The sequence below is a fragment of the Mycolicibacter nonchromogenicus genome, from assembly GCF_002101775.1.
GTDB lineage: Bacteria > Actinomycetota > Actinomycetes > Mycobacteriales > Mycobacteriaceae > Mycobacterium > Mycobacterium nonchromogenicum.
The window spans coordinates 67,351-81,773 of the sequence record NZ_LQPI01000040.1 but is presented as its reverse complement, the minus strand read 5'-3'; the positions used below and the strand labels follow the sequence as shown (position 1 = coordinate 81,773).

At 65.2% G+C, this 14,423-nt stretch carries 11 protein-coding genes; 3 read left to right on the top strand and 8 right to left on the bottom strand.

Annotated elements, in window-relative coordinates; all coding sequences use genetic code 11:
* Position 1: 1 nt before the first annotated feature.
* The 8 genes from AWC18_RS09840 to AWC18_RS09805 form a co-directional block, all read right to left on the bottom strand.
* Complete coding sequence (locus AWC18_RS09840; protein WP_085138571.1) at positions 2 to 1,492, bottom strand: MCE family protein; 1,491 nt, start codon at positions 1,490 to 1,492, stop codon at positions 2 to 4.
* Entirely contained in the window at positions 1,492 to 2,670 is a 1,179-nt protein-coding gene (locus AWC18_RS09835; RefSeq protein WP_085138570.1) for an MCE family protein, read from the bottom strand. Before AWC18_RS09835 ends, AWC18_RS09840 begins: the two co-directional genes overlap by 1 nt.
* Positions 2,667 to 4,013, bottom strand: a complete 1,347-nt coding sequence (locus AWC18_RS09830) for an MCE family protein (RefSeq protein ID WP_085138569.1) — start codon at positions 4,011 to 4,013, stop codon at positions 2,667 to 2,669. Before AWC18_RS09830 ends, AWC18_RS09835 begins: the two co-directional genes overlap by 4 nt.
* Entirely contained in the window at positions 4,013 to 5,092 is a 1,080-nt protein-coding gene (locus tag AWC18_RS09825; RefSeq protein WP_085138568.1) for an MCE family protein, read from the bottom strand. Before AWC18_RS09825 ends, AWC18_RS09830 begins: the two co-directional genes overlap by 1 nt.
* A complete protein-coding gene (locus AWC18_RS09820) occupies positions 5,089 to 6,117 on the bottom strand; it encodes an MCE family protein (RefSeq protein WP_085138567.1) in 1,029 nt (342 codons plus the stop codon). The genes AWC18_RS09825 and AWC18_RS09820 overlap by 4 nt, the downstream gene beginning before the upstream one ends.
* Positions 6,114 to 7,316 carry an MCE family protein gene (locus tag AWC18_RS09815; protein WP_085138566.1) on the bottom strand — a complete coding sequence of 401 codons (1,203 nt, stop codon included), beginning with the start codon at positions 7,314 to 7,316 and terminating at the stop codon, positions 6,114 to 6,116. The genes AWC18_RS09820 and AWC18_RS09815 overlap by 4 nt, the downstream gene beginning before the upstream one ends.
* A gap of 112 nt (positions 7,317 to 7,428) precedes the next feature.
* Complete coding sequence (locus tag AWC18_RS09810) at positions 7,429 to 9,783, bottom strand: CaiB/BaiF CoA transferase family protein (RefSeq protein WP_085138565.1); 2,355 nt, start codon at positions 9,781 to 9,783, stop codon at positions 7,429 to 7,431.
* Entirely contained in the window at positions 9,780 to 11,240 is a 1,461-nt protein-coding gene (locus AWC18_RS09805; protein ID WP_085138675.1) for an aldehyde dehydrogenase family protein, read from the bottom strand. The genes AWC18_RS09810 and AWC18_RS09805 overlap by 4 nt, the downstream gene beginning before the upstream one ends.
* Before the next feature lie 267 nt (positions 11,241 to 11,507).
* Here AWC18_RS09805 and AWC18_RS09800 point away from each other — a divergent pair, with 267 nt between their 5' ends.
* Genes AWC18_RS09800 through AWC18_RS09790 form a run of 3 tightly spaced genes read left to right on the top strand, consistent with a single transcriptional unit; the run spans position 11,508 to position 14,421 of the window.
* Entirely contained in the window at positions 11,508 to 12,677 is a 1,170-nt protein-coding gene (locus AWC18_RS09800) for a cytochrome P450 (protein WP_085138674.1), read from the top strand.
* The gene (locus tag AWC18_RS09795; protein WP_085138564.1) at positions 12,677 to 13,858 is read left to right on the top strand and encodes an acyl-CoA dehydrogenase family protein; all 1,182 of its coding nucleotides are present in this window, start codon (positions 12,677 to 12,679) and stop codon (positions 13,856 to 13,858) included. The genes AWC18_RS09800 and AWC18_RS09795 overlap by 1 nt, the downstream gene beginning before the upstream one ends.
* A gap of 14 nt (positions 13,859 to 13,872) precedes the next feature.
* On the top strand, positions 13,873 to 14,421 hold the full coding sequence (locus AWC18_RS09790; RefSeq protein ID WP_085138563.1) for a MaoC family dehydratase: 549 nt from the start codon (positions 13,873 to 13,875) through the stop codon (positions 14,419 to 14,421).
* Positions 14,422 to 14,423 lie beyond the last annotated feature (2 nt).

Genomic DNA, 14,423 nt, shown 5'->3' with positions numbered 1-14,423 from the left:
TTCATCCGTCTCCCAGCACAAGGTCCTGCCAACTCTGTTCTGCGGTGGAGACTTTCAGATTCGCTTGGCTGCGCGTGACACCATCGGGACCCAGGTACCGCCCGCTCTGCGGATCGTAGGTGGCCACGGCGATCCGCGGACCGTCCTCACCGGTGGCGTGCGCCGAACTCGGTCGCGCATCCGGGGGCAGTGGGGTTCCCTCGATCGGAGCGTAGAGTCGGTCGCCCTCGTCGACCCGGCTGTCGGGCGGGATGCCCTGGGCGATCAGATTGGGGTCGAACGGGTACGGGCCGAGCGCATGCTGGCGCATCGCGATGGGTTGAAAGGGTTTGTCGCTGTCACAGATCTCGACTGTGGGAGCACGCTTGCCGGGATGTGCCATGCACGGCAGATTCCGTAGTCCCCGAACCAGAATCGGGGAGTCCTGGGGCAGCTTGCAGTACAGGCCATCCGGGGTATCGATGGTGGTCGTGTCGGCCGGCGAACGCCACTGCGACGGCGGTAGGAAACCCACCGTGCACGGTGGCGGATCATTGAGTCCCACCCGGAAGTCGCCCAGCGGCAGCCCCGTCGCGTTTGCAATGTGGGACAGCGCGCCCATTCCCCCGAAGAACGGCGGCACCAGCACCAGGAGTTGTTCCAAGGACGGGTTATAGGTGACCGCGACCTGGCCGAGGCTGGTCAGGTTGGCCAACAAGACGGGCAGCGTCGGCTTGACGTCCTCCAGCAGCTGCGACACCTCGTCGAGGGTGGCCGGCCCCTGCTCGAGCAGAGTGCGCACATGCGGTTCGTCGGCGACAAGCTGGTCGGTGATGCCGGCCACGGCACGTGCCCAGACTCTCGTCGCGTCGGCCGACTGCGCTGCCCCGTCCAGCAGCGGCCCGCTGTCCTCGATGAGTGACAGTAGCTGCTCTGTCACGCCGTGGGATGCGCGTGAGATGCTCGATGCCGAATCGATCAGCGATCCGATGTCGTAACCCGCATCGGCGAGCCCCTTGGCCGACTCGTCGAGCAATGCGGTGATCTTGTCGGTGGGAAGGCTGTGCAGAAGGGCGCTGGCATTGTCGAGCATGGGACCGACGGGCTGCGGGACCGTGCTGTCGCCCACCGAGATCACGGAGCCGTTCTGCAGGTACGGCGGCCCCGATCGGCGCGGCAGCAGGTCTACGTACTGCTCGCCCACCGCCGACAGACTGTGCACCTCCGCGACCAGATCGGCAGGTATCCGCGGGGTGGTGTCCAGCGAGAGGGTGGCCTGCGCTCCGGACGGGGTCAGTGCGACGTCCACAACGACCCCGACCTGCACTCCCCGATATGTCACATTGCTGAATTGGTAAAGCCCACCGCCGGAGGGCAATTCGAGAGTGACGGTGATGCGCCCCATTCCGAGCAGGACCGGCAGACGCATATAGCCGAATGCCATGACCGCGACACCGACGACCGAGGCGATGACAAAGATGATCAATTGGATTCGCACCAGGCGGGGGAACATCAGCCACCACCGCCCGGTGGGGGTGGAGGCTGGATCTTCAAGGCTTCCTCCCAGGTGGCCGGCGGAGGCGAGATGGGGGCGCCCAAGGGATTTCGGGTGTAGTACGCGTCGTATCCGATATCACCCGGCGCCGGAACGAGTTGCGCGTTCTGGTCTTCGAAACGAGTACCGGCCAGCAGTGTCCGCTTCAGCCGCGCCGTAGTGAAATCGAGGATGACGAACAGGTTCATGTAGTCGCCGCGAACGCCACGGTCAACGATGTTCTGACTGAACGGCGCGGTGGGCAGATAGCCCAGGACACTGGCGATGTCGGGACCGACATCGGCGAGCGCCTTCAGCGTCGGTGCGAGCTTCTCCAGATCGGCGACCAGGTCTGCCTGGGATTCATTCACCAATGTCTTTGCCGTGTCACCCAGTCGGCCCACCTTTTCCAGTGCGGAGTTGAACGTGGGCCGCTGTCGTATCAGGACGTCCAGTGCTGCCGGCAGACTGTGCAGGGCCGACGAAATCACCTCACGCTGGGAGGCCAGTTGGCCGGACAGGCGATCAAGCGCCCTGATCGAATCGAGGACGTCGCCACGCTGCTGATCAAACAGGTCGACGAATTCCTCCAGGCGTACCAACAGGTCTCGGACCTGGTTCTCGCGTCCCGACAGTGCGGTGTTGACACTGCGCACAATGTCGCCGATCTGACCGAGGCCGCCCCCATTGACCAGTGCCGACAGCGACGCGAGCGTCCGCTCGGTGGAGGGATACGACGAGGTCGCCGAGAGCGGAATCGTGGAGTTGGGCTCCAGGACTCCCTCCGGCGCCGACCCCAGCGGCGGATCCAGCGCCACATGCATCGAACCGAGCAGACTCGTCTGACCGACGGTGGCCACGGCATTGGCCGGGACTCGGGTCCCCGGGCGTACCGTCACGTCGACATCGACATGCCAGTCGTTGAACCGCATTTGGCGAACACTGCCCACCACCACGTTGTCGACCATGACCGGCGAATTGGATTCCAGAGTCCCGATGTTGACGATCTGCAGGTGATAGAGCAGTGCTGAAGGCCCGGTGCCGACGGTGCCGGGCAACGGCAGGGAGTTGATCCCCCGGAATCCGCACCCGACAGTCAGCAAAGCCACGCAGCAGACCAGTGCGGTCACCCGACTGAGGATCGGAGCTACCCTCATCGGCCGGCGCCCTCGTCCGGCTGTCCGGGCAACAGCAGCTCGGGCAGACTGCTCGGACCGTGCGGCGGCGGAACGTACCCCGCCGGTGGGGGGACATCGTTGTCGGCACCGGTATAGGCCGATATCGCCGGTGGCGTCTCCGGTGGTCCCGGGGAAGGACCCGACCCACCCGGAGCCAGTTCAGGCACGGTGTAGGTGTAGTCCTGCGCCGGCGGCACCGCAGCCAAGAACGGATTGACCCCGAACGGCAGATAGTTGAAGTCCATGGCGTTCAACGCCGGTCCGAGGTACTGAGCGCACAGCTTGGCCGACTCCGTCGCGGTGACGTTCTCGACCGCGCCGATCGCCCCGCAGATGAACTTCAACGGATTGGAGAAGTTGGCGAAGGCGAAGGTGCCGACGATCCCCCCGTCGCGGGGATCGAAAAAGTTCAGCGTATTGGCGATCGCCGTGGGACTGACATGAAGGAGCTGCTCGAGATTGCGCTGGCCGTCGACGAGCACCTGGGTGACCGTGGCCAGCCGCTGGATCTGCTCGGCGGCACCGTCCCGCGTGCCGGCGACGAAACGTCGTACGTCCGCCACGATCCCGGCGATGTCGGCCAGTGCCGCATCGAGGTCGGATCTGCTGCCGTCGATGACGCTGGTCAACGTCGCGAGTCGGTCCTGGAACTGCACGATCTGGGTGTTGCTGTCGCGCAGTGCCCCGATGAACACAGCGAGATTCTTGATCGTCTCGACCAGATCACCGCTGCCTTCGGCCAGGATACGGCCCGTCCCGGCCAGCTGGCGCAGCGTCTCTCTGAACTTGTCACCGTTGCCGGCGAACGCGGCGGCAGTGCTGTCGACCAATCGCGACAGTGCCGTGCCCGAGACGCCGTCGCCGGAGCCGAGTTCGGTGGCCAGCCTGTTGAGCTGCTCCTTGACCTCATCCCACTCCACCGGAATGCCGGTGCGCTCCAGCGGAATCACCGCACCGTCGGGCAGGGTGGGCCCGCTGTCAACATAGGCCGGAGTCAGTTGCACATACCGTGCGGAGATCAGATTCGGGGCGACGATGACCGCCGATGCCTCGGCCGGCACCGGTACGTCGTGTGCGACCGTGAAGGTGAGCCGAACGCGATCACCCTCCGGTTCGATGGCTTTGATCGTGCCGACCTTCACCCCGGCGACTCGTACCTGGTCCCCCGGGTAGATGCCGGTGGCCTTGGTGAATGACGCGCTGAACGTCTTGGGTTTGAACACCGTCCCGCGGATGATCAGGCCCGCGCCGACCAGCATCACCGCGATCAGGGCGACCGCGCCCACAACGGCCAACCACCGTGGCGCACTTCGCAGTGTCATCACGGCCGCTCCGGGATTCCGTTGTACGGGAACGGGAGTTCGGCGCGCGGTCCGGCGTTGTCAGGAGGCTGACCGGCATCGACGCCCCTCCTGAATCCGAACATGTAGTCCAGGAATGCCTGGGTGAACTGTCCCGGGATCAGGTTCGGCACGTACGCGGTGTAAAACGGCCCGTTGGAGACGATCTCGCTCAGGGTGGACAGGTATTTGGTCAGGCCCGGAAGCGCCTCGGCCAGGTCGTCCCGATTCTTTTCCAGCACCGCCGTCACCGAGTTCAACTTCGCCAGCATCGGGGCCAGAGCCTGCTCGTTTTCGGCGATCAGAGCCGACAGCTCCCGAGACAGGGCGGAGGTCGCCGCCAGCAGCGCGACGATAGCCTGCCGCCGCGGCACCAGGACGGCCAACAGATCGTTGGAGTTGAGAATGAGTTGGTTGACCTGCTGGGTGTGGTCGGCGAGGGTTCCGACGACCTTCCGGGTGGAGTCCAGCAGCGCGCTCACCTGCTGATTGCGGCTGTTGATCGATCTCGACAGGCGGGTCAGGCCGTCGAAGGTGGGACCGAGCTGCGGAGCGATCTCGTTGATGGTGTCGGCAAGTGTGTCCAGTGATTGGTTCAGAGTGTCGAGGCTGGTTCCGGCGGTGTTGGCCGCCAGTTCGCCGACGGCCTCGGACAGTGCATACGGCGATGCCGTCCGTGCGGCCGGAATCACCGATCGGGGAGCAAGCGCCCCCGGGCCGGCGGACTCGAGCGTGAGGATTCGCTCACCGAGCAGGGTGCCGGTGCGGATGTGGGCGGTGGTCTCCGTACCCAGCACCACCTTGCGCTCGACGGTGAAGTCGACCATCGCCCGGCCACGCACCAAAGAGACGTCGGTGACCGATCCGACCTTGATCCCGGAAACCGTCACCTTGTTGCCGACGCTGAGCCCGCCCGCCTCCACGAACTCGGCCTGATAGCGAGTCGACGTCACCCAGAGGGTGAGCAGCTCCGGTTGCATGCCCACGGCAATGATCAGCAGGATGAGAACGGACCCAAGGATGCCGCCCCGCACCAGTTGTCCACCGCGGTATCTGATCATGGTTCCTCGGCACACCTTCCGGTTTCCTGCTTGACCCACGGGAACACCGCGGTTCGTCCCTGCAGGTCGCTCACCCGGATCTGGATGCCGCACAGGTAGTAGTTCAGGAAGCTGCCGTACGCCCCGATTCGGGCAAGCTTGCGATAGTTGTCCGGCGCCTTGATCAGGGCGGCATCGAGATCGTCGTTGCCTCCCTCGAGGTTGGGAGCCAACCGTCCCAGTTCGGCGATCGTCGCGGTCAGCGGTGGTCGGGCCTGCGTGAGCAGTTGGGCAAGTGAGGTGGTTCCGGCGCTCAGCGCGTCGATCGCGGCGCCTATCGGCTCCCGTTCCTGTGCCAGTTCACCGGCCAGCCGATCCAGCCGCCGGATGGTTGCGGCGAATTGGTCGCCGTCTCGTGACATCGACGCCATCGCGGTGTTGAGGTTGTCGATCAACTGCTCGAGCACCTGCTGGTTGTCTGCCAATGTGGTGGTGAACGCCGACGTCTTGGAGAACAGCGATTCCATCGTGGGACCTTGGCCCTGCATGATCTGCACGAGGGACGCCGTGAGTGTGTTGACGTCTGCCGGGTTGAGCCCCTGGATCACCGGTTTGAGGCCCCCCAGGAGCACGTCGAGATCGAGAGCCGGCGCCGTCCGATCGATCGGTATGTGACTGCCCGCCGCCAGGACAGCGGTGGAGCCGGGCGAATCGACCAACTCCAGGTATCGGTCGCCCACCAGGTTCAGATAGCGCACGGCCACCCGGGTGCCGACCGTCAGGACGACCGATGGCTCCGCGGTGAAGTCGACCACCACGGTCTTGTCCGGCTTGAGCGACACGGCGGTCACCGTCCCCACCCGCAGCCCCGCGGCTCGCACCGAGTCACCGGACTTCAACCCCGAGCTGTCGGCAAATGTCGCCGAGTACGTGGTCCCCCGTCCGCCGCGGTACTCACTGAACACCACGACGAGTCCGACCGTCACCAGGAACATCACCAGAGCGAACGCGCCGAACTTGACGAGTGTTCTTCCTAAGCCGCTCACCCCGGGTGCCCGATCTGCATGCTGTTGCGCGGTGGGCCGTCGGTCGGGCCGAACAGCGCCTGTTTGAGCCCATCGGCGTTGAGCACGATGCCGGGGTTGCCGTATCGGTAGGGGTTGGCGCCGGTATCGGCCACCACATAGGGCGGGCGTTTCTCGAACTGAACAGGCAGTCCCACGCACTGCGGTCCGCCGGTAGCTGCCACTTTCGGCAGATCTTGTGGGTAGCGGTAGCGTTCCACGCCCCAGGTGAAACCGGTGCTGACTTCCGCCCCGGGCAGTCGCAGCGGTGGAGCTTTGACCAACGGGATCAACCCGCTCAGCAGGCAGTACAGGGCCGGGCTGTAGCGGTTCAGCAGATCGGTGGTCGGCACCAGCAGACGCAGGGTATCGGACAGCGCTCCCCGGTTACCGCCGATCACCTCATTGCCGAGGTCGGCCAAACCGACCAGGCTGATCAGGGAACGATCCAGATTGTCCTGCTCATCGACGATCACCCCACTGAGCCGACTCGAATTCCTCAGTGTCGTCATCAGATCGGGCATCGCATCGGCGAACGTGCTCGCAACTGCCGGCGTCTCGGCCAGGTCGTGGCGAAGACTGGGCAGGCTGGGCCTCAGCCGGGTGAGCAGGTCTTCGGAGTCGGTGACGGTGCTGCCCAGCTTCTGGCCACGACCGCCCAACCCGGTGGCAAGCGCGGTGACCACGGTGTTCAACTTCTCGGGTTGCACCGCCGAGACCAGTTCGTCCAGCTGCTGGAAGACCGTGTTGACCTCCACGGTGACCCGGTCGGCGGCGATGACCTGACCGGCTCGCAAAGTTCCCACCGGGGCAGTCTGCGGGGCGCTCAGCTGCACATACTTGGATCCGAAAACCGTTGTCGCCGAAATGTCTACGGCCACGTTGGCCGGAATCATTTTCAGACTGGCCGGATCCAGCGCCAGACGAATGACCGCGGTGCCGTCACCGCGTTCCTCGACCGAGGCGACTCTGCCGACCTCGACGTCGCGCATCTTGACCTTTGCCGCCGGGTTCATCATCAGTCCGGCTCGGTCGACGATGACGGTGACCGGCACCGACCGGTCGAACAGAGCCCCGTTGAACAGTTGTGCGGCAAACCAAATGACCGACCCGACGGCGACAATCGTGGCAACCCCTACGCCGGCGCGCAATAGGCTCCCCCGACCGTTGGTCATTGCCATCGACCGCCCCTCCACGACCAGGAAAGCGAACCTTTCACCAACTGTAAATGACTGTTCTCACATCGGGTGCCGAACGTGCCAATGCCTTCGGATGTCCTCCCGGCCTGCGGCGCTATTGATCCCGAAGACGCTCACCGATCACATCGCCGGCCCGCAACGCCTCGATCTGCTCCGCGCTCAGGCCCAGCTCCGACAGCACCTCCGCATTGTGCTGGCCGAGGGTCGGCGGCGCCGAGCGGTGATGCTGGTCAGGTCCGGGGGAGATCCGGAACGGCCAGCCGGGATAGCGATGGGCGCCCGTAATCGGATGGTGCAGCTCCTGGTAGAACTCCCGGACGTCCAACTGTTCGATCTCATACATGCGGTCGGGTGTCAGCACCCGTTCGGCGGGTATCCCCCGACTGCTGAGTTCTTCGACTATCGCCGCCGGTTCACACTCCCGGGTCCACGCCGCCACCACGGCATCGAATGCATCGTGATTGGTCCGCCGCGCCTGCGCGGTGGCGAATCGCGCATCTTCGACCAGAGCGGGCTGGCCGGCAGCCTCCGCGAACGCAGCCCAGTCCTGGTCATCGCGTACCGAAAGCGCCACCCAATCATCGGCGCTCGACGTCGGATAAACACCCTGAACGTACTCACGGTGACGATTGCCCTCGCGTTGCGGCAGCTGACCGGTCAGCGAGAACTCGATGACGGGCTCGGCGGCCACCGCGGCCCCGACCTCAATCTGGGCCACCTCGATGAGTTGGCCTTCGCCGGTCCGATTTCGGTGTTCGATCGCGGCCTGCAGAGCCACCGCGGCGTGGACACCGGCGATCGGATCGGCCGGACCCTGCAGGTTGCACGGGGGACCATCCGGGTATCCGGTCGACGCCGACATCCCGGACAGCTGTTCGATGTTCAGCGCCCAGCCGACATAGTCGCGCCACGGTCCGGCCAGTCCGAAGCCAGGCATCCGAACCATGATGACGCCGGGATTCAGTGCCAGCAGGGAGTCGTAGTCCAGACCGAACTGCTCCACCACGCGCGGGGAGAAGTTCTCCACGACCACGTCGGCTTCGGCGGCCAGCCGCAGCGCGAGGTCACGACCGGCTTCCGACGAGAGGTCCAGCGTGATATCGCGCTTGTTGAGGTTCGTTCCCTGCCACAGCGGCCCGCGCTCGTACCAGTCGTCGCCGGTGCGCAGCAAGGAGCCGGAATAGCGATGCCCGTCCGGCCGCTGAATCGACTCGACCTTGACCACGTCGGCACCGAACGCACCCAGGTAGCAGGTGAGGTAGGCCCCGGCCCAGAAGGTGCTCAGGTCGAATACCTTCAGGCCGGCAAAGGGCTGCGTGACATCGGTCGCCGGGGTGAATCCCTTGGTGGTGGCTGACCAACCGGTGCGGGACGAGGACAGTGCGGGTGCCTGGCGCGGCGCGGGTACCGGTGTCTTGGACAGCCGGAACGGTGCCCCCGGGCGGGTGGAGCTGCCGCCGAAACCGGGTTGCTCGACGAAGAATCCACGTTCGGCGAACTGGGGACAGTGCAGAATCGTCGCGCCGTCGGTGACGGGCGCGGCCGGAATCCGCATCGCCTGGCTCAGCTCCACGATCTCGGCGACCGGCATGGCATCGAGCCACGGTTGCACCTTGGCGAAGAACTCTTCGCGTTCGGGTCCGCCGATCATGATGGCGATCTGATGTTCGGCGAACTCCGGCAGCCCGACCATGGCGCACACATCAAGCCAGTGCTGCCCGGTCAGGCAGTTGATGCCGACCCACCCGTCGGCAGCCTTGACGATTCCCAGCATCGGGGCGCCTTTGGCATTGCCCGGTAGGCCCATCTTCATGAGGCGTTCGGCCATCAACATCGGGTACGGCAGCGTGGCGAGCAGACATTCGAGTACGGACACGTCCACCTCGACAAGGTGGTCGACACCGGCGGCGGCAATGCGCACGGCGGTCAGCGCCGCCATCGCCGCGTAGCCGCCCGCGATGTATTCCGGGATGCGCAGGCCGGCCTGTACGGGGGGTCGGCCCGGTTCCCGGTCGTTGACCCACCCCGCGGCCGCCTGCATGGTCAGCGGCGTCGTCTCCCTGCCGCGCAGCGGACCATGCTGTCCGAATCCCGAGATCCGCACCACCACCAGTCGCGGATTCAGGCGTTGCAGAACATCGGCGTCCAGGCCCCAGCCATCAAGAGTCCCCGGTGCGAGACTCTCGACCAGCAGGTCAGCACCGGCGATCAGCTCCTGCACCGCATCGATGTTCACCGAAACCGCCGGATCCGCCGTGGTAGCGGACTTCCCGGCATTCAGATATGCGAACAGCCCGCCGTCTGATCCCCAGGCCCGCAGGGGGTCGCCGGCCGGTGGCTCGACCTTGTGGACCTCCGCACCGAGGTCGGCCAACAGTTTGGTGCAGTACGGGCCGGCGATCTGTCCGCCGATCTCGACGACCCGCAGTCCCGCCAAGGCCCCGGTCATGCAGGCACCCCGATCACTTTGGGCTCCATGTACGACCGGAGCCCGAGCACACCGCCCTCGCGCCCTATGCCGCTCTGCCCGAAGCCGCCGAACGGCGCATCCCCGGCGATCGTTCCGTTGATGGAGATCTGGCCGGTCCTGATACGGCGCGCGATCGCGACGGCCCGGTCGACATCACCAGCCCACACCGCCCCGCCGAGACCGTACTGCGAATTGTTGGCGATGGCGACGGCCTCGTCGTCATCGCGGTAGCGCAGCACGGTCAGCACCGGCCCGAAGACCTCTTCCTGGGCAATGGCACAGGAAGGCGTCGCGTCGGTGAGGATGGTCGGTTCGAAGTAGAAACCGGTAGGCAGCTCCTTGGGGCGACGCCCACCGGTGACCACGGTCGCCCCGTCGGATATCGCTCGGTTGACGAAGCCCTCGACCCGATCCAAATGCTCGGCGCTGATCAGTGGGCCCACGGTGACCGAAGCGTCGGTGGGATCGCCGACCACGGCGCCGCGCGCCAGCTCGGCCAACCGCCCGACCACGTCGTCGTGAAGCGACGCCGGAAGCAGCAACCGACTGTTGAGAATGCAGGCCTGACCCGCGTGCAGGGTGCAGCATTCGAAGAGCAGTCGTGACAGCAGTTCGTCGGTGACCTCGACATCGTCGGTGAGAATGGCGGCCGACTTGCCGCCGCATTCCAGCAGCACGCGTTTCATCGTCGGTGCGGCAGCAGCCATCACCGCGCGTCCCACCGCGGAGCTTCCGGTGAAACTGACCATGTCCACGCGTGGGTCCTGGGTCAGGGCCGCACTGGCCGCGACGCTGTCGGGGGTCACCACATTGACCACACCGGGCGGGATATCGGTCTCTTCATCGATCAGACGCGCCAGCACCAGCGCAGCCAGCGGCGTCAGTGGCGACGGCTTGAGCACAATCGTGTTGCCGGCCGCGAGCGCCGCACCGACCTTCATCGCGTTGAGCGTGTGCGGGAAATTCCACGGCGTCAGGATCGATACGACCCCGAGGGGCTCGTAACGCAGCAGTGTCTTTCCCGAAGCGCCCCAGGCGTCAAGCGGCGCCTCTGCCGGCTCCCGCGCCAACCCTGCGGCATTCCCCACCATGAAAGCGGGGCCTTCGACATGAATGATCCGTTCGTTGGCCGTGCAGCCCCATTCGGCCTGCGCCACCGCATAGATCTCTTCAGCGTGGGCCAGTAGTGCCGCGCTGAGCTGCTGGATGCAGTCGGCTCGCTCAGCGGGTGCGGCCTGCGACCACACGCCCGAGTCGAACGCGTTGCGCGCCGCTTCGACGGCCTTCCCGACGAGGTCGACGCTCGCGTTCGGTGCCGACGCCATCACCTGCTCGGTTGCCGGGTTGACGACGTCATAACGTCCGGTATCGGCATCGACCCACCGCCCGTCGATGTAGTGCCCGTAGTCGTCGACCAGCGTCTGTGGATCGGCCATCCAGCCACCCAGCCCCTCTTGCATTCAGCCGACAAATGTCGGATCTGAACCTACATTTCTCGCCGCGATGCACGCTGCCATGCACTTGGCTTGGCAGTGAATTACAGTGCTAACGAGCGTTTTTGCCAATTGACGCGTCGACATCTCAGCTGGTAAGACTGACACGTAATCCGACAGTTGAAGGATGACTGTCCGCTGTCTTTCTGTCAAGGAAGGGAACCTGCATTGGCCACGCAGCGCGTCAGTCGGCCCACCACCACGCACCCTCTGCATTCACCGGACTTCTACGCCGGCGACCCCTATCCCGCTTACCGCGAACTTCGCGCCACCACGCCGGTGGTGTGGAACGACGTCACCAACTTCTGGGCACTGTGCAAATACGAAGACATCCGTTTCGTCTCCGGGAACCCGGGCCTGTTCACCTCCACCAAGGGCATCACCATCCCCGACCCCGCACTGCCGGAGCCGGTTCAAGAGGGCAACCTGATCTTCACCGACCCGCCGCGGCACCGGCAGCTCCGCAATCTCATCAACGCCGGCTTCACCCGCCGTCAAGTCACGTTGCTGGAGCCCAAGATCCGCAACCTCGTCAAGGGCATCGTCGACGGTATCGATTCGACCCGTGAGTACGAGTTCGCCGAAGAGATCGCCGCACCGTTACCGACCCGGATGATCGCCGAAATGCTCGGGGCGCCACCGGAGGACTGGGAACAGTTCCGCACGTGGTCGGATGCGGCGGTCGGGACCGCTGACCCGGACATCGAAATGGATTCCCTGCAGGCGCTGGCTGAGCTGTACAACTACTTCACCAAGCTGATCGCGGATCGCCGCAGCGGTGAGGCCGACGGAGAAGATCTGCTGTCGATCCTCGCCGCGGCCGAGGTCGACGGTGAGCGACTGTCGGACGAGGACCTGCTCAATTTCTCGTTCCTGCTGCTGGTCGCCGGCAACGAAACCACCCGCAATCTGCTTGCTCTCGGCACCAAAGCCCTGATCGACCACCCGGACCAGTTCGCCCTGCTGCGACGGGATCCCTCGTTGCTGCCGGATGCGGTCGAAGAGATGCTCAGGTACACCAGCCCGGTCACCCATATGGCGCGCCGGGCCACCGAGGATATCGAGATCCGTGGACAGCAGATCGCGGCCGGCGAGATCGTGGTCATGCTGTACGGATCGGCGAACCGCGACGAGGAGATCTTCGGAACCGGCAGCGAGACCTTCGACATCACCCGTCGGCCGAACACACACATCGCCTTCGGCGCGGGCGAACACGCATGCCTGGGAGCGCAATTGGCCCGACTCGAAGCCAGAGTGATGTTCGAGGTGCTGCTGGGGGCCTATCCGACGATAGAACTGACCGGCGACGTGACTCGACTGCGGGCCACCATGGTTCCAGGCGTCAAGCGGATGCCGGTTCGAATGAGCGCGGGGGTCTGATGGAGTTCGACTACACCCCCGCGCAGGAAGACCTGCGTCGGGACTACCGGGCACGCCTTGAAGCGGTGATGACCCCGGAACGACGCGCCGCGATGGCCGGACGCCTCGAAGGTGGGCCCGCGGTAGCCGAGTGCCGCAGGGCTCTGGGCGAAGCGGGTCTGCTCGGAGTGGCCTGGCCTACCGAATACGGCGGGCACGGCCTGACTGCGCTGGAACAGTACATCTTCGACGAGGAAGCTCGGCGGGTCCATGCTCCGCTGCCGATGATCACGCTGAACACGGTGGGGCCGACTCTGATTCAGTTCGGAACCGAGCAGCAGAAGAAGCGGTTCCTGCCGGCGATATTGAAGGGCGAAGTCGACTTCGCGGTCGGATACTCCGAACCCGGCGCCGGCAGCGACCTGGCCTCGCTGCGGACCAGCGCGGTGCGCGACGGCGACGAGTACGTGATCAACGGCTCGAAGATGTTCACCAGCGGCGCCGAGTTCGCCGACTACATCTGGCTGGCTGCACGCACCGATCCCGAGGCGAAGAAGCACAAGGGCATCACGCTGTTCATCGTTCCGACAGACAGTCCCGGATTCTCCTGGAAACCGCTGCACACCATGCCGGGCGTCTCCACCTATTACACCTTCTACGACGACGTTCGGGTACCGGCGGATTCCATCGTGCTGGGGGAGAACGAAGGATGGAAACTCGTCACCAACCAGCTGAACCTGGAACGGGCAGCACTGGGCAACCTCGGCGCTTTGGAACCGCTGTTCCGCAAGACACTCAGCTGGGCCGAGTCGACGCCACTCGATGACGGATTCGTGATCGACCAGCCATGGGTCCGCCAAGCTCTGGCACGCGTCGAGGCGCAGGTGGCGGCGTACCGGTTGATGAACCTTCGGGTGAACACCACGATGAGCTCCGGCGCACTCGGCATGGGCGAGGCGTCCGCCACGAAGGTCTTCGGAACCGAACTGACCCAAAAGGTCGCTCGCGAGCTACTTGACATCGTCGGCCAGGCCGGCCTCCGCAAGGATTCCGCCGCGCCGTTGCAGGGGGAGCTGGAGAGCGCCTACCGCCTGGCGGTCATCAACACGTTCGGCGGCGGCGCCAACGAGATCCAGCGCGACATCATCGCCATGGCGGGCTTGAGAATGCCCCGGGCTCCCCGCGATACGCGAGCCTCCTGAAAGAAGGGATTCACGTGACAGAACTGACGAAAGACGATCTGCGGCAACGTCTTGACGCACTCGTCGGGCAGCCGATCAGCTCGGGACAACCGGTACAGGCACCGGACCCGGTCAATGCGGCCATGATTCGTCACTGGGCATACGCACTGAGCGACTTCAACCCGGCATATCTCGACGAGGAGTTTGCGAAGAACTCGCGCTACGGCGGGATCGTGTCCCCTCCGGTGATGCTGCAGTCGTGGACTATGGCCCCACCCAAACTCGAGGGTATCCACGAACGGGGAGGCGTACCGATCGAGATCGGCGAGAATCCACTGCAATGCCTGGCCGACGCCGGCTACACCGGAATCGTCGCCACCAACTCCGAATTCGAGATTGAACGCTACCCCCGCGTCGGCGACGACATCACGGCCGAAACGGTGTTCGAGAGCATCTCCGATGAGAAGAAGACGGGGATGGGCACCGGATTCTTCGTCACCTGGGTCACCACCTACCGGACGCAGAGCGGCGAGGTCCTCGGCCGCCAGCGGTTCCGGACGCTGCGCTTCAAGAAGGACGGCTGAGC